The sequence below is a fragment of the Pseudomonas chlororaphis subsp. piscium genome (assembly GCF_003850345.1).
GTDB lineage: Bacteria > Pseudomonadota > Gammaproteobacteria > Pseudomonadales > Pseudomonadaceae > Aquipseudomonas > Aquipseudomonas piscium.
Map to the genome: position 1 here is coordinate 1,776,244 of NZ_CP027707.1, position 21,573 is coordinate 1,797,816.

Here is a 21,573-nt window from a genome sequence, read left to right on the forward strand (position 1 = left end):
TACGGGTTTTATGAGCGCCGCGCGAGGGCAGGGCGCTCAGGCCGCCTTGGGTTTGGGCGGAAACTTGGGTGCGTGCAGGCCCATCTGCATGCCCTGGTGCACCAGGGCCATGATGTCTTCATGGGCCAGGTCGAACAGGCGCTTGAGGTTGGGCAGCACAAAGTAGATGGGTTGCAGGATATCGATGCGGTACGGGGTGCGCATCGCTTCCAGCGGGTCGAAGGCCTGGTGTTCGGGCACGTCCGACAGGCTGTAGACGGTTTCCTTCGGCGAGGAGAGGATGCCGCCGCCGTAGATGCGCTGGCCTTGCGGGGTGTCCAGCAGGCCGAATTCGATGGTCATCCAGTACAGGCGCGCCAGGTACACCCGCTCTTCCTTGGTGGCCTGCAGGCCGAGCTTGCCGTAGGTGTGGGTGAATTCGGCGAACCAGGGGTTGGTCAGCAGCGGGCAGTGGCCAAAGATCTCGTGGAAGATATCCGGCTCTTGCAGGTAGTCCAGTTCTTCGCGGGTACGAATAAAGGTCGCGACCGGAAACTGTTTGCTGGCGAGCAATTCGAAGAAGGTCTGGAAGGGGATCAGCGCCGGTACCCGGGCTACCTGCCAGCCGGTGGTTGCGCCCAGCACCTTGTTGATTTCGCCCAGCTGCGGGATGCGGTCGTGGGGCAGGCCGAGTTTCTCGATGCCATCCAGGTATTCCTGGCACGCACGACCCTCGATCACTTTCAGCTGACGAGTGATCAGGGTGTTCCACACCGCGTGTTCTTCATCGGGGTAGTGGATAAAACCTTGGGCGTCGGGCTCGCGGGCCACGTACTGCGTCTGCTTCATGCTGCTCTCCTGTCAGGGGCTGCGTTCTTGTTATCAGTTGACGCTAGAGATAACTCAAGGTTGCAGCCCATGCAGCAGGTTGACGTGAACGTAATGGGCGGATTTGGGGTGATTTCGTAAAGTTTTCGTTACGAAAGCGCCGCAGCGCCGCTATTACTGAGAATAGTCGATTTGAAAAGACCGGTGACTGTCACATAATCTTGACGATTATCTGCGTCACACCGCAGAAAGTTCGTGCCAGGAGGTGCCAAAAGTGCCGCTTTCTGGCGTTCACGCCCTCCATTACCTGTTCCAGGCCTTCCTTTATGCGTATCAAAGTCCATTGCCAGAATCGCATCGGCATCCTGCGCGACATTCTCAACCTGCTGGTGGAGTACGGCATCAACGTCGCCCGGGGCGAGGTGGGCGGCGAGCATGGCAATGCCATCTACCTGCATTGCCCGAACCTGATCAATCTGCAGTTCCAGGCGCTGCGGCCGAAGTTCGAGTCGATCGCCGGGGTGTTCGGGGTCAAGCGGGTCGGGCTGATGCCCAGCGAGCGGCGGCACATGGAGCTCAATGCCCTGCTCGGGGCGTTGGAGTTCCCGGTGTTGTCCATCGACATGGGCGGTTCCATCGTCGCCGCCAACCGCGCGGCGGCGCAGTTGCTGGGGGTGCGGGTGGACGAGGTGCCGGGGATTCCACTGTCGCGGTATGCCGAGGATTTCGATCTGCCGGAGCTGGTGCGGGCCAACAAGTCGCGGATCAACGGCCTGCGGGTCAAGGTCAAGGGTGACGTGTTTCTGGCGGACATCGCGCCGCTGCAATCGGAGCACGACGACAGCGAGGCCATGGCCGGCGCGGTGTTGACCTTGCATCGCGCGGACCGGGTCGGCGAGCGCATCTATAACGTGCGCAAGCAGGAACTGCGCGGGTTCGATAGCATCTTCCAGAGTTCGAAAGTCATGGCCGCGGTGGTGCGCGAAGCGCGGCGCATGGCGCCGCTGGACGCGCCGCTATTGATCGAGGGCGAGACCGGCACCGGCAAGGAACTGCTGGCGCGGGCCTGTCACCTGGCCAGCCCGCGCGGGCAGTCACCGCTGATGGCGCTCAACTGCGCCGGCCTGCCGGAATCCATGGCCGAGACCGAGCTGTTCGGCTACGGGCCGGGGGCCTTCGAGGGCGCGCGGGCCGAAGGCAAGCTCGGGCTGCTGGAGCTGACTGCCGGCGGCACGCTGTTTCTCGACGGGGTAGGGGAGATGAGCCCGCGCTTGCAGGTCAAGCTCCTGCGCTTTCTGCAGGATGGCTGCTTCCGCCGGGTCGGCAGCGACGAAGAGGTGTACCTGGACGTGCGGGTGATCTGCGCGACCCAGGTCGACCTGTCGGAACTGTGCGCCCGTGGCGAGTTCCGCCAGGACCTGTACCACCGCCTCAACGTCCTGTCCCTGCATATCCCGCCGCTGCGCGAGTGCCTCGACGGCCTGACGCCACTGGTGGAGCACTTCCTCGACCAGGCCAGCCGGCAGATCGGCTGCGGCTTGCCCAAGCTGGCGCCGGCGGCCATGGAGCGCCTCAGCCATTACCACTGGCCGGGCAACGTGCGGCAGCTGGAAAACGTGCTGTTCCAGGCGGTGTCCCTGTGCGACGGCGGCACGGTCAAGGCCGAACACATCCGCCTGCCGGACTACGGCGTGCGCCAACCCCTTGGCGATTTCTCCCTGGAAGGCGGCCTCGACGAAATTGTCGGACGCTTTGAAAAGGCCGTGCTCGAACGCCTGTATTCCGAGCACCCCAGCAGCCGCCAACTGGGCAAGCGCCTGGGCGTGTCGCACACCACCATCGCCAACAAGCTGCGCGAATACGAAGTGGGCAAGGGCAACGGCCCGGAAGAATAAGCGCGCCAAGGATTGTGTCGGGGACGAGAGGCGGAGCCTTGCCGTAAGCGGCATATCTGCGCCGGTTTTTCGTCTTTGACACAATCGCCCGATTCCCTTCGACCGCCCTCAAGTTCCCGGATTTCCTGCCTTCGACCGCCCGAAAAACAAGTTGGTGCGCTTATTGCTTATGGCTCAGCAGTACAGCGGTGGGCGGCAAACGCCCGACAGGCAGAGGAAAGACTGTGGACAAGTACCTTTATGTGGCCATGACCGGTGCCAGCCAGAATGCGCTGGCGCAGAAGGCGCATGCCAACAACTTGGCGAACATCTCCACCAACGGTTTTCAGCGCGACCTGGAGCAGGCGCGTTCGATGCCGGTGTTTGGCGACAGCTTTCCGGCGCGGGCCTTTGCCATGTCCGAGCGCCCGGCTACCGATTTCACTCCGGGCTCGCTGGTGGAAACCGGCCGCGACCTCGACGTGGCGGTCAGCGGCAATGGCTGGATCGCCGTGCAGAGCCCCGATGGCGGTGAAAGCTACGTGCGCACCGGCAGCCTGAATATCGACGCCCTGGGCGTGCTGCGCGCCGGCAACGGCATGCCGGTGATCGGCAACGGCGGCCCGATCGCCGTGCCGCCGGAGCAGCAGGTGGAAGTCGGCCAGGACGGCACCATCAGCATCCGCGCCATGGGCGAAGGCCCACGGGTGATGGCCGAGGTCGACCGCATCAAGCTGGTCAACCCGGACCTGAAGAACATGACCAAGGGTCTGGACGGTTCGATCCATACCAAGGACGGCAAGCCGGCAGCGGCTGACGCCAATGTGCAACTGGTCTCGGGTTTCCTCGAGTCGAGCAACGTCAATGCGGTCGAGGAAATGACCTCGGTGCTGGCGCTCTCCAAGCAGTTCGAACTGCACATCAAGATGATGAATTCCGCCAAAGAAGACGACCAGGCCATGGCTCGGGTCTTGCAGATCAGCTAATTACCAGTACGTCGCGCCGTAAAACAGGCGCACGAGGAGAATCGAATGCTTCCGGCTCTATGGGTTGCCAAAACAGGTCTGTCCGCCCAGGACACTAACCTGACCACCATTTCCAACAACCTGGCGAACGTTTCGACCACGGGTTTCAAACGTGATCGCGCCGAGTTCCAGGACCTGCTGTATCAGATCAAGCGCCAGCCTGGCGCCCAGTCGACCCAGGACAGCGAGCTGCCATCGGGCCTGCAACTGGGTACCGGTGTGCGCATCGTCGGCACCCAGAAGAACTTCACCGCCGGCAGCCTGCAGACCACCGAGCAGCCGCTGGACATGGCCATCAACGGCCGCGGTTTCTTCCAGATCCTGCAACCGGACGGCACCACGTCCTACACCCGTGACGGCACCTTCCACCTGGACTCCAACGGCCAGATCGTCACCGCCAACGGTTTTACCCTGGAGCCGGCGATCGTCGTACCGAACGATGCCCAGACCTTCACCGTGGGTCAGGACGGCACTGTCTCGATCACCACCGCCGGCAACCCGGCCTCGCAAGTGATCGGCAACCTGCAGACCGCCGACTTCATCAACCCGGCCGGCCTGCAAGCGACGGGCAACAACCTGTTCCTGGAAACCGCCGCCAGCGGCGCGCCGCAAGTCGGCACCCCGGGCCTCAACGGTTTCGGCACCACCCTGCAGAACACCCTGGAAACCTCCAACGTCAGCACCGTTGAGGAGATGGTCAACATGATCACCACCCAGCGCGCCTACGAGATGAACTCCAAGGTGATCTCCACCGCCGACCAGATGCTCTCGTTCGTCACGCAGAATCTGTAATCAAGTCCTAGGGGCGGCCCAGCGGCCGCCTGCAGCACCATGAGGTAGGGTCATGAATCGCTTTGTATCTGTTCTCGCACTGAGTGGGTTCGTCGTGCTCGGAGGCTGCGTGGCCCCGACGCCGAAGCCCAATGACCCGTATTACGCTCCGGTGTTGCCACGTACTCCGTTGCCGGCCGCGGCCAACAATGGCTCGATCTACCAGGCCGGCTTCGAGCAGAACCTGTACAGCGACCGCAAGGCGTTCCGCGTGGGCGATATCATTACCATCACCCTCAACGAGCGGACCCAGGCGAGCAAGAACGCCAACTCCCAGGTCGACAAGAACAGCAAGACCGGCATCGGCCTGACCTCGTTCTTCGGTGGCGGCCTGAACACCAATAACCCGGTGGGTAGCGGCGACCTGAGCCTCGATGTCGGCTACAGCGGCGACCGGGCCACCAAGGGCGACAGCAAGTCCGGCCAGAGCAACAGCCTGACCGGTTCGATCACCGTGACGGTGGCCGATGTGCTGCCCAACGGCATCATCGCCGTGCGCGGCGAGAAGTGGCTGACCCTCAACACCGGCGACGAGCTGGTGCGGATTGCCGGCCTGGTGCGCGCCGACGATATCGCCACCGACAACACGGTGTCCTCGACCCGCGTCGCCGATGCGCGCATCACCTATTCGGGTACCGGTGCCTTTGCCGATGCGAGCCAGCCGGGCTGGTTCGACCGTTTCTTCCTCAGCCCGCTGTTCCCTTTCTAGGTGGCTACGTTGAATTTCAAACGCCTCATGCTGGCCGCGCTGTTGCTTTCGGCGGCCTGCAACGTTCAAGCCGAACGGCTGAAGGACATCGCCAGCATTTCCGGCGTGCGCTCCAACCAGTTGATCGGCTACGGCCTGGTGGTCGGGCTTAACGGCACCGGCGACCAGACGACCCAGACACCCTTCACCTTGCAGACCTTCAACAACATGCTGTCGCAGTTCGGCATCAAGGTGCCGCCTGGTTCCGGCAACGTGCAACTGAAGAACGTCGCGGCAGTGTCGATCAGCGCCGATCTGCCAGCATTCGCCAAGCCGGGGCAGCAGGTCGATGTCACCGTGTCCTCCATCGGTAACTCCAAGAGCCTGCGTGGCGGCACCTTGCTGCTGACGCCACTCAAAGGTATCGACGGTAACGTCTACGCCATCGCCCAGGGCAACCTGGTGGTGGGCGGTTTCGATGCCGAGGGCCGTGACGGTTCGAAGATCACGGTCAACGTTCCGTCGGCCGGTCGTATCCCGGGCGGTGCCTCGGTGGAGCGATCGGTGCCGAGCGGTTTCAACCAGGGCAACAGCCTGACCCTGAACCTCAACCGTTCCGACTTCACTACCGCCAAGCGCATTGTCGACAAGATCAACGACATGCTCGGTCCGGGCGTGGCCCAGGCCATCGACGGCGGTTCGATTCGCGTTACCGCGCCGCTCGATCCGAGCCAGCGCGTCGACTACCTGTCGATCCTCGAGAACCTGGAAATCGATCCGGGGCAGGCGGTGGCCAAGGTCATCATCAACTCGCGTACCGGCACCATCGTCATCGGCCAGAACGTCAAGGTGTCACCAGCCGCCGTGACCCACGGCAGCCTCACCGTGACCATCACCGAAGACCCGATCGTCAGCCAGCCTGGCCCGTTGTCCAACGGCCAGACCGCGGTCGTGCCGCGCTCGCGGGTCAACGCCGAACAGGAAGCCAAGCCGATGTTCAAGTTCGGCCCGGGCACCACCCTCGACGAGATCGTGCGTGCGGTGAACCAGGTCGGCGCGGCACCGGGCGACCTGATGGCGATCCTCGAAGCCTTGAAACAGGCCGGCGCGCTGCAAGCCGACCTGATCGTGATTTGAGGTAGGGGCCATGGATATTCGCAAGAGCGGTCTGGTCAGCAGCGGGGATTCGGGTTCCTACTCGGACCTCAACCGGCTTAACCAGCTCAAGGTCGGCGACAAGAACAGCGACGCCAACATGCGCAAGGTGGCGCAGGAGTTCGAGTCGCTGTTCCTCAACGAAATGCTCAAGTCCATGCGCTCGGCCACCGAAGCGCTGGGCAAGGACAACCCGCTCAACACCCCGGCGGCCAAGCAATACCAGGAAATGTACGACCAGCAGCTGGCGGTTTCCATGTCCCGTGAGGGCGGCGGTATCGGCCTGGCCGATGTGCTGATGCGTCAGATGTCGAAGAACAAATCCAGCAATCCTGCCGCGGCGGCGACCTTGCCTGGCGCCCAGGCTGAAAAGGTCGCGACGCCAACCGCCATCGCTGCCGGTACCACAGCCCTGGGCGGTCCGTTGTCGCGGGTCAATGGCCAGCGCCCGTTGTGGGCCTCCCGTGCACTGGAGCCGCAGCGCGCCGCCGACAGTGGTACCCATAACGATATGGCGCTGCTCAACCAGCGGCGCATCTCCCTGCCGAGCAAGCTGACCGATCGCCTGCTGGCGGGCATCGTGCCGTCGGCCGACAGTACCGCCACCAACCGGACGGCCTTGCCGGAACGCACCACGGCCGCCACCGACGCGCTGGTCAAGAACAGTTCTCGCAGCTTTGCCGCCGTGCCCCACGGGCGCATGCAGATCTACGGTCGCGCCATGGCCCAGCCACCCTTGGCGCCGGCGAAGAAGGCCTTCAGCTCGGCGGACGAATTCGTCGCCACCATGCTGCCGATGGCGCAGCAGGCCGCCGACCGCATCGGTGTCGACCCACGCTACCTGGTCGCCCAGGCCGCGCTGGAAACCGGCTGGGGCAAATCGGTGATGCGCCAGCAGGACGGCAGCAGCAGCCACAACCTGTTCGGCATCAAGGCCGGCAGCAGTTGGAAGGGCGACCAGGCGCGGGCGATCACCAGCGAATTCAGAAATGGCCAGATGGTCAAGGAGACGGCCGAGTTCCGTTCCTATGCCTCGTATCAGGACAGCTTCCACGACCTGGTGACCTTGTTGCAGAGCAACAATCGCTATCAAGAAGTGCTGAAGGCGGCCGATAACCCAGAACAGTTTGTACGCGAGTTGCAAAAGGCCGGGTATGCAACCGACCCGGACTACGCAAGCAAGATTTCGCAGATTGCCAAGCAGATGAAGAGCTACGAGAACTACGCTGCGGCGGGCGCTTCCACGAATTTATAAGGTCTGAATCATGAGTTTGCTCAATATCGGGATGTCGGGGCTGTCAGCCAGCCAAACGTCGTTGATGACCACGGGTAACAACATCGCCAACGCCGATACCGCCGGTTATTCGCGCCAGCAGACCGTGCAGGGCACCAAGGCTTCGAACCAGTACGGCAATGTCTTCATCGGCAGCGGCACCACCCTGGCCGACGTGCGCCGGGTGTACAACAGCTACCTGGACGCCCAGCTGCAGACCAAGACCTCGCTGAACAGCGATGCCGCCGCCTACCTGGGGCAGATCACCCCGGTGGACAAGCTGCTGTCGGACAGCGGCACCGGCATCACCGGCGCGCTGACCAAGTTCTTTGCCTCGATGCAGAACGTCAACGCCAAGCCGGCCGACGATGCCTCGCGCCAGTTGCTGCTCAGCGATGCGCAGGCCCTGAGCAATCGCTTCAACTCCGTTTCCAGCCAGTTGAACGAGCAGAACGCCAATATCAACGGCAACCTGAGCAGCATGGCTGACCATGTCACCAAGCTGGCGGCCACCATCGCCCAGCTGAACCAGCGGATTTCCGAAGTCTCCAGTGGCGGCGGCATGCCCAACGACCTGCTCGACGCGCGCAACGAGACGCTGCGCCAGCTGTCGGAGTTCGTCAAGGTGGATGTCTCGACGCGCGGCTCGAGCGTCGACCTGTACCTGGGCAGCGGCCAGCCGCTGGTCGTGGGCAACACCTCCAGTACCCTGGAAGTGGTCGCCGGCAAGACCGACCCGACCCGTTCCTCGCTGCAACTCAATCGCGGCTCGAGCACCATCGATGTGACCTCGGTAGTCACTGGTGGCGAGATCGGCGGCCTGCTGCGCTATCGCAGCGAGGTGCTGGACCCGGCGATGAACGAACTGGGGCGCGTGGCCCTGGTGATCGCCGACCAGGTCAACCGCCAGCTCGGCCAGGGCATCGACAAGAACGGCGAGTTCGGCGCGGCGCTGTTCAACAACATCAACAGTGCGGCCCTGATCAGCCAGCGCAGCATTGCCAACGGCAACAACAGCGCAGGCTCGGGCAACCTCGATGTGACCATCAAGGACACCGGCAAGCTGACCATCAGCGACTACCAGGTGACCTTCACCAGCGCCACCGACTACACCGTCAAGCGCTCCGATGGCACCAGCCTGGGCGCGTTCAGCACCACCACCACGCCGCCACCAGTGATCGACGGTTTCACCCTGAGCCTCAACGGCGGGGCGATGAGCGCCGGCGACAGCTTCAAGATCACCCCGACCCGCAACGCGGCCACCACTATCAAGACCGAGCTGACCGACGCCAAGCGCCTGGCCATCGCCGCGCCGCTGAACGCCGAAGTGCTGCCCGGGGCGACCGGTTCGCTGAGCATTCCGGGCCTGCCGACAGTCAAGCCGGCGCTGGACATCTACGACTCGGCCGCCAACGCCGAGATGCAGACCGCGATCAAGAACTCGGTACCGGTCAAGCTGGTCTTCGACGCCCCCGCGGGCGGTAGCCAGGGCTACAAGTACTACGATGCCAAGGGCACGTTGATGGGCACCGGTTCGATCGTTCCGGGGCAGAACAACACCCTGAGCCTGCAGATCAAGATGGTCGATGCCAGCGGCAACCCGATCACCGACGGCGCTACACCGCCGGTGCAGAAAACCTTTACCGTGGAAATGAGCGTCGCCGGTTCGCCGAAGGAAGGCGAAGGGCTGAACGTCAAGTTCAACGGCGCCGGTTCCACCGACAACCGCAACGGCACTGCGCTGGCGGGGCTGCAGAGCAAGCAGACCGTGGATACCGGTTCGGCCAGCAAGGGCATCACCCTGGTCGACGCCTACGGCAAGCTGGTGGAGAACGTCGGTGCCAAGGCCAACCAGGGCAAGCTCGACGGCGCGGCCACCGAGGCGATCCTGGCCAACGCCAAGAGCTCGCGGGATTCGTTGTCCGGGGTCGACCTGGATGAAGAGACCGGCAACCTGGTCAAGTACCAGCAGTACTACACCGCGTCCTCGCAGATCATCAAGGCGGCGCAGGAAACCTTCGCCACCCTGATCAACAGCCTTTAAGGAGTCGTAGCTCATGCGTATTTCCACCGCCCAGTTTTACGAATCCTCGGCTGCCAACTACCAGAAGAACTTCGCCAATGCGGTCAAGAGCAGCGAAGAGGCCAGCAGCCTGGTTCGCGTCAACACCGCGGCCGACGATCCGGTAGGCGCCTCGCGCCTGCTGCAGTTGGGCCAGCAGGCTTCGCTGTTGAGCCAGTACTCGGCCAACACCACCTCGATCAAGGCGTCCCTGGGCCAGGCCGAATCGGTCCTGACCAGCATCACCAACGTTCTGGCGCGTGCCCAGGAACTGGCGAGCGGGGCCGGCAACGCCGGTTTCACCGACGACGACCGCAAGGCCAACGCCGCCGAACTGGCGCAGATCGAAGAGCAGCTGTTGAGCCTGATGAACACCCAGGACGAAAACGGCAAGTACATCTTTGCCGGTTCCCAGGGCGACACCGTGCCGTTCACCCGCAACTCCGACGGCACCTACAGCTACAACGGCGACCAGACCACGCTGAACCTCCCGGTGGGCGACACCATGTCCATGGCCACCAACACCACCGGCTGGGCCGCCTTCCAGCAAGCCATCAACACCAGCCGCAGCCAGGTCAGCATGACCGCCCCGACGGTGGATGACGGCCGGGTGACGCTGTCCAACGGCCAGGTGTCTTCGAATCCGAAGTACAACAGTGAGTTCCGCAGCGGCGAGCCGTACACCATCAGCTTCCTCAGCAGCACCCAGTTCAAGATCACCGACAGCGCCGGCAACGACGTGACGTCGGAGGCCAGCCAAAATGGCTCCTTCAGCTCCAGCAAGGGTGCAGAGGCACAGACCGTCAGTTTCCGTGGCGTCGATCTGCGCCTGAGCATCAACCTGAAACCCGGTGATGCCACCCCCCCGAACACGGAGATCGCCGGTCACAGCTTCACCCTGGCGGCCAAGCCTGATTCCTTCAACGTCTCGCGCAGCCCGGGCAACCCGTCGACCGCGGTGGTGACTGGCGCCAGCGTCAGCAACACCAACGCCTACAACGCCAGCTTCCCGAGCGGTGGTGCGATCATCAAGTTCACCAGCGCCACCAACTACGAGCTGTACGCCTCACCGTTGACCGCCGACAGCAAGCCGGTTTCCACTGGCACCATGGCCGGCTCCACCGCCACTGCGTCTGGCGTGAACTTTACCTTCAGCGGTACACCGGCAGCGGGCGACCAGTACGTGGTGGCGGTCAACAACCACCAGACCCAGAACGTCCTCGACACCATCAGCCAGCTGCGTTCGGTGCTGAATACACCGACCAACGGTGATCCGATCGCCATCCAGAAACTCAACGCCGGGTTGCAGGCGGGGATGGCCAACCTGGCCAGCGGCGCCAACCAGGTGGCGAGCGCGGTCAGCGACATCGGTGGTCGGGGTTCGGCGCTGGAGATCCAGAACGAAACCAACCTGAGCCTGAGCGCGGCCAACACCCAGACCCAGTCGGCGATCCGCGATTCCGACCCGGCCGAGGTGATGACCCGCCTGACCCTGCAACAGACCATGCTGCAAGCCTCGCAACTGGCCTTCAGCAAGATTGCCCAACTGGGCCTGTTCAACAAGGTCTGAGTCTGAGCCGGTCGCGCTCCTGTGAGCGCGGCCGCACCGCCGAGCCGTCAGCCGTCTTCATTAAGCGGTTCCGGGGTCCGCCTGATCAGGCCGGGCCCACCGCTCGAGAGTTTCCCGCCGTGAATCAACACCCTCTAGTCAGCATCGTCATCCCTGCCTTCAATCCGCGCTTCTTCAGCCAGGCCCTCGAGAGTGCGCTGGCCCAGACCTGGGAGCGGATCGAAATCGTCATCTGCGACGACTCGGCCGGCGACGAGATCCGTCAGGCGGTGGACGCCATCGTCGAGCCACCCCATCCGGTGCGTTATCTGCGCAACCCGCAACGCCTGGGTCTGCAGAAGAACCTGCTGCGCTGTGTCGAAGAGGCGCGGGGCGAGCTGATCAAGATCCTCTGCGACGATGACCGCCTGTTCGCCCCGAGCATTGCCCTGCAGGCACAGGTGCTGGTCGACCACCCCGAGATCAATCTGGTTTGCGCGCTGCGCATGATGAGCGATGCCGGTAATTTCATTCTGCCGCCGCGGGTCGAGAACGCCCGGTTGTCGCCGAACGACGCGATGCTCAAGGGCGATGACATGCTGGCGATCCTCGAGAGTACGCCACGCAACTTCCTTGGCAATTTCAGTTCGACCCTGATGCGTCGCGCCGACGTGCTGGAACTGTTGCCAGCCTTGACCCAAGAGAGCGCAGGCTTCCTCGCGCTGCTGGATCTGGCGTTGTTCGTATGCTTGATGCGGCGTGGCAACCTGGCGCTGATCAATACCGTGCTGAGCACCGAGCGCCTGTATCCGGAACGCTTGAGCAAGCAGCCGGAGATGTTGCGGGCGGCGAAGCTCGAGTGGGACTGGCTGGCACAGATGCTCGCCGCGCGTAGCGGCGAATCGGCCCCGGCCTCGGGCTGGGTACGTTACGTGGACCTGGCGAAAATGACGGAGCCGGGCTGGCAGTGGGGCGAGCTGTGCGTGACCCGGGTGCTCGGCAACCGCAACACCGTGGTCAGTGGCCGGGTCGGTGGCGAGACTGAAAGTTACGCCGACTTCTACCAGGAGTGGCTGGCGATCCGGTGTTTTACCGAGACCGAGAAACGTCATCTGCCACAGCGTATCGCCAGCTGGCCGGTGCGGCCGCAGATCGTACCCATCGTGATCGATGTGGAGGCCGATGCTGTGGCCCTGGAGTCGACCTTGCAGAGCCTGGCGCAGCAGTTGTATGCGCCGCAGGCGATCCTGGTCCTGTCCAATGCCGAGTGCACGGAGCACGAGCGTGTGCTGCAACTGCCTCTGGAAGCGCAGTGGCCGCAGCAGCTCAATGCCCTGGTGCCGCAGCTGGAAGGTTGCCACTGGTTTTACCTGCTGCGCGCCGGCGACCTCCTCAAGGAATCGGCGCTGCTGATCCTCGCCGAGCGCATTGCCGCGACGCCGGGCGCGCTGTGCGTCTACAGCGACGAAGGCGCACGGGGCGAGGGCGAGTCCATCGACCCGGTGTTCAAGCCCGATTTCAACCTGGACCTGATGCGCGGTTACCCCTATGTCGGCCGGACGCTGGCATTCGAGCGCCAGCGCTTTCTGGCCCTGGGCGGATTCGATCCGGCTTTCGGCGAGCTGGCCCCTCATGACGTGCTGTGGCGCCTGGTGGAAGAAGCGGGGCCGCAGACCATCGAACACATTGCCGAGATCCAGGTCGAGAGCCCGTTCAATTTCGCCGACTGGCTGTCGCTGCCCGAGGTGATCGAGGGCAACGCCGGACTGGTCGGTGCGCATCTGAACAGAATCGGCGTGGAGCACCGCATCAGCCACGACGAACTGCCGCTGCTTAATCACATCGATTACCTGTTCCCGCAGCGGCCGCTGGTGTCGATCATCATCCCGGCGGGTGATTCGCTGGCGGCGTTGCAGCACTGCACCGAGAGCCTGATCGAAAAAACCGCCTACAGCCATTACGAGATCCTGATCGTCGACAGTGGCAGTCGCGACCCGGCCATGGCCGGCTGGCTGGAGGCCATGGCGCAGCTGGGTGCCGATATGTTGCGGGTGTTGCCGTTTACCGGCAGCGCTAGCGATGTGGCACTGCGCAATTACGCGGCGCGACAGGCGCGCGGCGAGTACTTGCTGTTGCTCAGCGCCAATGCCCTGATCTGCTCCGGCGACTGGCTGGACGAGCTGCTCAATCACGCGCAGCGGCCGGAAGTGGGTGTGGTCGGCGCGCGCATGCTCGGCCTGGATGGCTCGATCGTGCACGCCGGACTGATCCTCGGCCTGGCCGGCGCCGCCAGCTCGCCGTTCTACGGCGAGGCCGCCAGTGCCCGCGGTTACATGCAGCGCTTGCAGGTGCCGCAGAGCTGGAGTGCGGTCAGTGGTGATTGCCTGATGGTGCGCAAGGAAGTCTTCGACAGTGCCGGCCAGCTGGATGAGGTCAACTATTCCCGGGGGCTGAGTGATGTCGACCTGTGCCTGAGGATCAAGCGCGACGGTTACCTGGTGGTCTGGACGCCCTTTGCCAGCGTGGTGCTTGTGTCGGCCGAAAAGGTAGCGCAGGAGCCCGAGGAGCTGGCAGTACGGGAGCGTGAACACGACACTTTCTACCGCAGCTGGATGCCCCAGGTCGCCCGTGATCCGGCCTACAACCCGGCCCTGAGCCTGGGATACTCCAGCTTCAGCCTGGAAGTGGGGCTGCGCAATAACTGGAACCCGTTCTCGACCCGCGCCTTGCCGCTGGTGCTCGGCTTGCCGGTGAACAGCTCGGCGGTGGGCCATTACCGGGTGACCGCGCCTATGACGGCGCTGGAAGAGGAAGGGCGGTTGATCGGCCGGTTCGCCTACGAGTCCCCTTCGAGCGTGGAAATCGAGCGCCTGTCCCCCGACTCGATTATCCTCCAGTGCCGCTACAGCGACGGCGCGGTGAGCGATATCCTGCGCATGAAGAAGTATTCCAGTGCGCTGCGGGTTTTCGAGCTCGACGACTATGTGGTCAGTGCGCCGAAGAAAAATACCCATGCGCGCAATCAGCCGCTGAATACCGAAGAAATGCTGCGCCAGGGCATCGCCCTGTGCGACCGGGTGGTGGTCACCACGCAGCCCTTGGCCGATGCGCTGTCGAGCATGCACAGCGACATCCGGATCGTGCCGAACATGCTGCCGGTCGATCCCTGGGGCAGCCTGACCTGCCGTCGCGGTACTTCGAGCAAGCCACGGGTGGGCTGGGGCGGAGGCACTAGCCACACCGGCGACCTGGAAATCATCGCCGATGTGGTACGCGAGCTGGCCCATGAAGTCGAATGGGTGTTCTTCGGCATGTGCCCGGATGAACTACGGCCTTACGTACATGAGTTCCATCCGGCGATAGGCTTGCAGACCTACCCGTTCAAACTGGCCAGCCTCAACCTCGACCTGGCCCTGGCGCCGCTGGAGTTCCACATCTTCAACGACTGCAAGAGCAACCTGCGCCTGCTGGAGTACGGCGCCTGCGGTTACCCGGTGATCTGTACCGACACCGAGGCCTACCGCGGCTATCTGCCCTGTACCAAGGTCGTGAGTAACAGCACCCAGGAGTGGATCGAGGCGATCCGCATGCACCTGGCCGATCCCGAGGCCAGCTACCGCATGGGCGATGCGCTGCGTGAAGAAGTCCTGCGCGACTACATGTTGCGGGGCAACAACCTGAATCTGTGGATGCAGGGGTGGTTGCCGGATTGATAAGGCGCGGGAACACAACAAGCCAGGCCTGGACGCCTGGCTTTTTTATGGCGGCGATCCAGGGGCAGGTTTCTCCGCTCAAGGCGACCCTCGTCGTGTCGTTCCACTGCCCCAGGGCCATGGGCCCGGGACCCAGGAGCTGGCGCGTTTCCTGCAAGCCCCCCTCGATATCGCCATAAAACGAGCGTTTTCGCAGACCAGCGAGGCGCCGTCAACGGCACAAGGTTTTATCCAGAAGGCCCGCAAAAAGCTCGGTACAGCTTGGCAGAGCCCTGTGACGAACAAGAGGGGAGACGATGAAGGCAGTTATTTTGGCGGGTGGCCTGGGCACGCGCATCAGCGAGGAGTCCCATCTCAAGCCCAAGCCGATGATCGAGATTGGCGGCAAGCCAATTCTCTGGCACATCATGAAGCAGTACTCCGCCCACGGCATTCACGACTTCGTGATCTGCCTGGGCTACAAGGGGTACGCGATCAAGGACTTCTTCGCCAACTACTTCCTGCACACCTCCGACGTCACCTTCGACATGCGGGAAAACCGCATGGACGTTCACCAGAACTACAGCGAGCCCTGGCGTGTGACCCTGATCGACACTGGTGAGGAAACCATGACCGGCGGCCGTCTGCGCCGGGCCGGCCGCTATCTGCAGGATGAAGAAGCCTTCTGCTTCACCTACGGCGACGGCGTGTCCGACCTGAATATCGGCGCCCTGGTGGACTTCCACCGGGCCCACGGCAAGCACGCGACCGTCACGGCAGTGCAGCCGCCTGGCCGTTACGGCGCCCTGGAGCGCGACGGTGACAGCGTCCTGGGCTTTACCGAAAAGCCCCGCGGTGACGGTGGCTGGATCAACGGCGGCTTCTTCGTGCTGTCGCCCAAGGTGTTGCCGCTGCTGACCGCCGACGACACGGTGTGGGAAGCCGAGCCGCTGGCCACCCTGGCCCGGCAAGGCCAGCTGCAGGCCTTCCAGCACGATGGCTTCTGGCATCCGATGGACACCCTGCGTGACAAGAACCACCTGGAACAGCTCTGGCAGAGCGGGGAGGCCCCATGGAAGCAGTGGGACTGAGCCCGCAATTCTGGCGTGGCAAGCGGGTCCTGCTGACCGGCCACACCGGTTTCAAGGGCAGCTGGCTGACCCTGTGGCTGCAAAGCCTGGGGGCTGAAGTCAGCGGTTTCTCCCTGGACCCTGCGACCGAGCCGAGCCTGTTCGAGCTGGCGCGGGTCGCCGAGGGCATCAACGACCAGCGTGGCGACCTGCGCGACCTCGGCGCCTTGCTGGAGCTGATCGCCGAGACGCAGCCGGAAATCGTCCTGCACCTGGCGGCGCAACCGCTGGTGCGCGAGGGCTATCGCGACCCGCTGGGTACTTACTCCAGCAACGTGATGGGCACCCTGAACCTGCTGGAAGCAATCCGTCAGGTCGGCGGCGTGCGTGCCTGTGTGCTGGTGACCACCGACAAGGTCTACGCCAACCAGGAATGGCTGTGGCCGTACCGCGAGGAAGAAGCCCTCGGTGGTCACGACCCTTACAGCAGCAGCAAAGCCTGCTGCGAATTGCTGGCGCAGTCTTACGCGGCGTCGTTTTTCCCGGCCGACAAGTACGCCGAGCACGGTCTGGCATTGGCCACCGCGCGTGCCGGCAACGTGCTGGGCGGCGGCGACTTCGCGCCTGAGCGGCTGATTCCCGACGTACTCAAGGCCTGGACGGCGGACGAGCCGGTGACCCTGCGTTACCCGCAAGCCGTGCGTCCGTGGCAGCACGCCCTGGAGCCGCTGGCCGGCTACCTGCAACTGGCCGCCGGGCTCTACGAACAAGGACCGCAGTTCGCTGGGGCCTGGAACTTCGGGCCAAGCGAAGCGGACATGTGCAGCGTCGGCGAAGTGGTCGAGTTGCTGGCCGCGCGCTGGCCGGCGGCCCCCGGGCTGCGCATCGAACCGAGCGAGCTGCACGAAGCCGGCCTGTTGCGCCTGGACAGCAGCCGCGCACGCCAGCTGCTGGCCTGGCAACCGCGCTGGTCGCTGCAGCAATGCCTGGCGCAGACCCTGGACTGGCACCTGGCCTGGCAGAACGGTGACGACATGCGCACCGTGACCCTCGCTCAACTGAATCTGTACCGGGGCGCGCTGTGAGCGAGTTTTCCTTGAAACAACTGCCGCTGGCCGGACTGTTCAGCGTCCAGCACAAACGCTTCGAAGATCAGCGCGGACACTTCGCCCGACTGTTCTGCGAAGGCAGCCTGAGTGCATTCGGCAGCGAGTTTCATATCCGCCAGATCAACCATTCCTGTACCCGCGAGAAGGGCAGTGTGCGCGGTCTGCATTACCAGAACGCCAACGCGCCGGAAGCCAAGCTGATCACCTGCCTGCGCGGCGAGGTGTGGGATGTGGCGGTGGATCTGCGTCCGGACTCCGAGACCTTTCTGCACTGGCACGCCGAGCACCTGAAGGCCGGCGATGGCCGCAGCCTGCTGATCCCGGCCGGATTCGCCCACGGCTTTCAGACCCTCACCGACGATGCTGAGCTGCTCTACCTGCACAGCACCGATTACACGCCGGAGCACGAGGGTGGTCTGTCGGTGAACGATCCACGGCTGGCGATTGCCTGGCCGTTGCCTGTCAATAATCTGTCGGCCCGGGATTCCAGCCATCCCGCGCTCGATCAACACTTTGCTGGAGTGCGTCTATGAACTGCCGTGGGTGCGCCGCACCGCTGAGCCTGCCGCTGATCGACCTCGGCACCTCACCACCGTCCAACGCCTATGTGCATGCCGATCGTCTTGAACAGGCCGAGCAATGGGTGCCGCTGAAGGTCGCCGTGTGTCAGCAATGCTGGCTGGTACAGACCGAGGATTACACCAGCGCCGAAAGCCTGTTCGACGCCGAGTACGCCTACTTCAGTTCGTTTTCCAGCACTTGGCTGGCCCACGCCGAGCGCTATGTGGCCGAGACGGTCGAGCGCTTTGGCTTGACGGCTGACAGCCGTGTGGTGGAAGTCGCCGCCAACGACGGTTACCTGTTGCAGTACGTGGCCGCTCGCGGGATCAAATGCCTGGGCGTCGAGCCGACCCGCAGCACCGCGCAAGCCGCGCGGGAAAAAGGCCTGGAGATTCGTGAACTGTTCTTCGGTCGCGACACCGCCGCGCAGCTGAAAAACCAAGGCTGGGCGGCGGACCTGATGGCCGCCAACAATGTGCTGGCCCATGTGCCGGACATCAACGATTTCCTCGGCGGTTTCGCGACGCTGCTCAAGCCGACCGGCGTGGCCACCTTCGAGTTCCCGCAACTGCTGACGCTGATGGCCGGCGCGCAGTTCGACACCCTGTACCACGAGCACTATTCCTATCTGTCCCTGACCGCCGTGCAGGTACTGTGCGAGCGCAACGGTCTGGAAGTCTTCGACGTCAGCCAGTTGGCCACCCATGGCGGTTCGCTGCGGGTTTTCGTCCAGCGCAAGGACGGCGAACGCCGCGCCGTGCAACCGGCGGTGCAGCAGCAGTTGCAAGCCGAGTTCGACGCGGGCGTGAAAACCCCCGAGTTCTACGCCACGCTGGCACCCGCTGCGGAACGCATCAAGCATGACCTGCTGCGCTTCCTGCTCCAGGCCAAGGCCGAAGGCAAGCGCGTGGTGGGTTATGGCGCCGCGGCCAAGGGCAACACCTTGCTCAATTACGCCGGGATCAAGCCGGACCTGCTGGCCTGGGTCGCCGACGCCAGCCCGCACAAACAGGGCAAGTTCCTGCCCGGCAGCCGGATTCCGGTGGTCGCGCCAGAGCGTATCGACAGCGAGCGCCCGGACTATGTACTGGTGCTGCCGTGGAACCTGTTGCAGGAAGTCAGCGAGCAGCTGGCCCACGTTCGCCAGTGGGGCGGGCGCTTCGTGATCGCCGTGCCCGAGTTGAAGCTGCTGTGAGTGGCATGAAAGTACTGGTCACCGGCGCCAGCGGTTTTGTCGGCCGGCATCTGGTCGCCGCCTTGCTGGCCCGCGGCTGCCAAGTGCGGGCGCTGGCCCGTGATCCACAAAAACTCGCCGCCATGCCCTGGGCCGGGGCGGTGGAGCAGGTGGCCGCGGATGTGCATGCCGCCGACACTGATATCGCCTCTCTGGTCGACGGCGTCGATGCCCTGGCGCACCTGGCCTGGCCGGGGCTGCCGAACTACAAGGCGCTGTTCCATCTCGAGCACAACCTGATGGCCGACTACCGGTTCATCAAGGCCGCGGTCGAGGCGGGCGTGCCCCAGGTCATGATCACCGGTACCTGTTTCGAATACGGTATGCAGAGCGGTCCGCTCGACGAGCAGACGCCGGCGCAGCCGAGCAATCCCTACGGGCTGGCCAAGCATAGCCTGCGGCTGTTCCTGGAGAGCCTGCAGCAGCATGTGCCTTTTACCCTGCAATGGGTGCGGCTGTTCTACCTGCACGGTGCCGGGCAGAACCCCAACAGCCTGCTGGCCGCCCTGGACCGGGCGATCGATGCCGGCGACGCGGTGTTCGACATGTCCGCCGGCGAACAGCTGCGCGATTACCTGGCCATCGAGGACGCCGCCGCCAGCCTTGCGGCACTGCTGCAACGGCGAGAGTTTTCCGGAGTGGTCAACTGTTCCAGCGGCCAGCCGATATCGGTTCGGGCGCTGGTCGAGCAGCGTGTGCGCGAGCGCGGCTCGATGATCCGCCTGAACCTGGGGCATTACCCCTATCCCGCCCATGAACCCATGGCGTTCTGGGGGGCGAACCAGCGCCTGCAACAACTATTGGGAGCAGAACATGGGGCATGAGTTGTATCGGGTCATGGACCTGCCGGTGCTGCAGAACCGCACCTTCGCCGACGCGCACAGCGCCAGGGCCTCGGCCTGTGCCGACATGGTGCTGGTGCAGGACGAGGAGAGCGGCCTGATCTTCAACCAGGCCTTCGACCCCGACAAACTGAGCTACGACAGCGACTACCAGAACGAGCAGGCCCACTCGGCGCAGTTCCAGCGTCACCTGCAGGATGTCGAGGGCATCATCGCCCGGCATTTCAAGGGCCGCGAGCTGATCGAGGTCGGTTGTGGCAAGGGCTACTTCCTCGAACTGCTGCGTGAGCGGGGCTACCGCATCACCGGCATCGACCCGGCCTACGAGGGCGATAACGCCGATGTGATCAAGGCGCCCTTTACTCGTGGCCTGGGCCTGTCGGCCGATGCCGTGGTGTTGCGCCATGTGCTGGAACATATCGCCGACCCGCGGGCGTTCCTGGCGGAGATGGCCGAGGCCAACCAGGGCGGGCAGATCTACATCGAAGTGCCGTGCTTCGACTGGATCGTCGAGCATCGCGCCTGGTTCGATGTGTTCTACGAGCATGTGAACTACTTCCGCCTGGATGACCTGCGGCGCATGTTCGGCACCGTGCACGAAGCCGGCCACCTGTTCGGCGGCCAGTACCTGTACGTGGTGGCTGACCTCGGCACCTTGCGCGAGCCTGGCGAGACACCGGTCGCGCGCCTGGAAATGCCGCTGGATTTCACCGCCAGCATCGAGCGCGCCAAGCAGATCATCCAGGCGCAGCCCGAGGCGGGCTCGGCGATCTGGGGCGCGTCGTCCAAAGGCGTGATCTATTCGCTGTTCCTGCAGCGCGCGGGCGTTTCGGTGGACCAGGTGGTGGATATCAATCCGGCCAAGCAGGGCCGTTATCTGCCCCTGAGCGGCGCCCGTGTGTCGTCCCCCGAAGAGGTCATGGCGACCTTGCCCGAGGGCGCCAACCTGTTTGTGATGAATTCCAACTATCTCGACGAAATCAAGCGCATGACCGATGGGCGTTATGTCTATCACGCGGTCGACAGCGCTTCGTTCAAATGACGTTTATTGAGACCCGACCATGACCGACAACAGCATCATCCAAGCCTTCGAAGCCGAGTGCCAGGAACAGATCCGCGCCCAGGGCGAAGACCAGAAACTCAAGGGCCTGGCGCGCGACTTCTTCAACCAGTCCGCCGGCCACAAGTACAGCTATCACTTCTCCTGGATGGGCCGCCCGATCATCCAGCTGCCCCAGGACATGATGGCCATGCAGGAGATCATCTGGCGGGTCAAGCCGGACCTGGTGATCGAATGCGGCATCGCCCACGGCGGCTCGATCATCTACTACGCCTCGCTGCTCGAACTGCAGGGCCACGGCGAAGTGCTGGGCATCGACCTGGATATCCGCGCCCATAACCGCGAAGCCATCGAAAGCCATCCGATGAGCAAGCGCATCAAGATGATCGAAGGTTCGAGCATCGACCCGGCCATCGCTGCCAAGGTGCGCGCCGCCGCCGAAGGCAAAAAAGTGATTCTGGTACTGGACTCCAACCACACCCACGAGCACGTGCTCGAAGAACTGCGCCTGTATGCGCCGCTGGTATCGGTGGACAGCTACTGCGTGGTGATGGACACCGTGGTCGAGGACATGCCGGCGGACTTCTTCCCGGACCGTCCATGGGGCCCGGGCGACAACCCGAAAACCGCGGTCTGGGCCTACCTGGAAGAGAACCGCGACTTCGAGATCGACTACCAGATGCAGAACAAGTTGCTGATCACCGTGGCGCCAGATGGCTATCTGCGTCGCGTTCGTTGAAT

The 21,573-nt window shown here is 63.8% G+C and carries 17 protein-coding genes; 16 read left to right on the top strand and 1 reads right to left on the bottom strand.

Annotated features, from left to right (window positions below):
• Positions 1-36: 36 nt before the first annotated feature.
• Complete coding sequence (phhA, locus tag C4K38_RS08100; RefSeq protein ID WP_025805164.1) at positions 37-828, bottom strand: phenylalanine 4-monooxygenase; 792 nt, start codon at positions 826-828, stop codon at positions 37-39.
• A gap of 305 nt (positions 829-1,133) precedes the next feature.
• On the opposite strand from phhA, the gene C4K38_RS08105 reads away from it, so the two are divergent.
• The 16 genes from C4K38_RS08105 (at position 1,134) to C4K38_RS08180 (ending at position 21,571) form a co-directional block, all read left to right on the top strand.
• Positions 1,134-2,702, top strand: a complete 1,569-nt coding sequence (locus C4K38_RS08105) for a sigma-54-dependent transcriptional regulator (RefSeq protein ID WP_053277932.1) — start codon at positions 1,134-1,136, stop codon at positions 2,700-2,702.
• A 224-nt stretch (positions 2,703-2,926) separates the two neighbouring features.
• Positions 2,927-3,667, top strand: a complete 741-nt coding sequence (locus tag C4K38_RS08110) for a flagellar basal body rod protein FlgF (protein ID WP_053277933.1) — start codon at positions 2,927-2,929, stop codon at positions 3,665-3,667.
• A 45-nt stretch (positions 3,668-3,712) separates the two neighbouring features.
• Positions 3,713-4,498 carry a flagellar basal-body rod protein FlgG gene (gene flgG, locus C4K38_RS08115; protein WP_025805167.1) on the top strand — a complete coding sequence of 262 codons (786 nt, stop codon included), beginning with the start codon at positions 3,713-3,715 and terminating at the stop codon, positions 4,496-4,498.
• A gap of 52 nt (positions 4,499-4,550) precedes the next feature.
• The gene (gene flgH, locus C4K38_RS08120; protein ID WP_053277934.1) at positions 4,551-5,246 is read left to right on the top strand and encodes a flagellar basal body L-ring protein FlgH; all 696 of its coding nucleotides are present in this window, start codon (positions 4,551-4,553) and stop codon (positions 5,244-5,246) included.
• A gap of 27 nt (positions 5,247-5,273) precedes the next feature.
• Positions 5,274-6,362: a flagellar basal body P-ring protein FlgI gene (locus tag C4K38_RS08125; protein ID WP_164487035.1), complete on the top strand. Its 1,089-nt coding sequence runs from the start codon at positions 5,274-5,276 to the stop codon at positions 6,360-6,362.
• A 10-nt stretch (positions 6,363-6,372) separates the two neighbouring features.
• Entirely contained in the window at positions 6,373-7,635 is a 1,263-nt protein-coding gene (flgJ, locus tag C4K38_RS08130) for a flagellar assembly peptidoglycan hydrolase FlgJ (protein ID WP_053277936.1), read from the top strand.
• A 10-nt stretch (positions 7,636-7,645) separates the two neighbouring features.
• Positions 7,646-9,697, top strand: coding sequence for a flagellar hook-associated protein FlgK (gene flgK / locus C4K38_RS08135; protein WP_053277937.1), 2,052 nt, complete (start codon positions 7,646-7,648; stop codon positions 9,695-9,697).
• A gap of 13 nt (positions 9,698-9,710) precedes the next feature.
• A complete protein-coding gene (locus C4K38_RS08140; RefSeq protein ID WP_053277938.1) occupies positions 9,711-11,285 on the top strand; it encodes a flagellar hook-associated protein 3 in 1,575 nt (524 codons plus the stop codon).
• 119 nt (positions 11,286-11,404) lie between these two features.
• Positions 11,405-14,977 (top strand): glycosyltransferase, encoded by a 3,573-nt coding sequence (locus tag C4K38_RS08145; RefSeq protein WP_053277939.1) that lies wholly within the window; start codon positions 11,405-11,407, stop codon positions 14,975-14,977.
• Positions 14,978-15,273: 296 nt separating this feature from the next.
• Positions 15,274-16,047 (top strand): glucose-1-phosphate cytidylyltransferase, encoded by a 774-nt coding sequence (rfbF, locus tag C4K38_RS08150; RefSeq protein WP_053277940.1) that lies wholly within the window; start codon positions 15,274-15,276, stop codon positions 16,045-16,047.
• Positions 16,029-17,111 carry a CDP-glucose 4,6-dehydratase gene (gene rfbG, locus C4K38_RS08155; RefSeq protein ID WP_053277941.1) on the top strand — a complete coding sequence of 361 codons (1,083 nt, stop codon included), beginning with the start codon at positions 16,029-16,031 and terminating at the stop codon, positions 17,109-17,111. Before rfbF ends, rfbG begins: the two co-directional genes overlap by 19 nt.
• Positions 17,108-17,668, top strand: coding sequence for a dTDP-4-dehydrorhamnose 3,5-epimerase (gene rfbC, locus C4K38_RS08160; RefSeq protein WP_053277942.1), 561 nt, complete (start codon positions 17,108-17,110; stop codon positions 17,666-17,668). The genes rfbG and rfbC overlap by 4 nt, the downstream gene beginning before the upstream one ends.
• Positions 17,665-18,891: a class I SAM-dependent methyltransferase gene (locus C4K38_RS08165; protein ID WP_053277943.1), complete on the top strand. Its 1,227-nt coding sequence runs from the start codon at positions 17,665-17,667 to the stop codon at positions 18,889-18,891. The genes rfbC and C4K38_RS08165 overlap by 4 nt, the downstream gene beginning before the upstream one ends.
• A 5-nt stretch (positions 18,892-18,896) precedes the next feature.
• Positions 18,897-19,754 carry an NAD-dependent epimerase/dehydratase family protein gene (locus tag C4K38_RS08170; RefSeq protein WP_053277944.1) on the top strand — a complete coding sequence of 286 codons (858 nt, stop codon included), beginning with the start codon at positions 18,897-18,899 and terminating at the stop codon, positions 19,752-19,754.
• Entirely contained in the window at positions 19,744-20,814 is a 1,071-nt protein-coding gene (locus C4K38_RS08175) for a class I SAM-dependent methyltransferase (protein WP_053277945.1), read from the top strand. The genes C4K38_RS08170 and C4K38_RS08175 overlap by 11 nt, the downstream gene beginning before the upstream one ends.
• Before the next feature lie 19 nt (positions 20,815-20,833).
• Positions 20,834-21,571 (top strand): cephalosporin hydroxylase family protein, encoded by a 738-nt coding sequence (locus C4K38_RS08180; RefSeq protein WP_053277946.1) that lies wholly within the window; start codon positions 20,834-20,836, stop codon positions 21,569-21,571.
• Positions 21,572-21,573 lie beyond the last annotated feature (2 nt).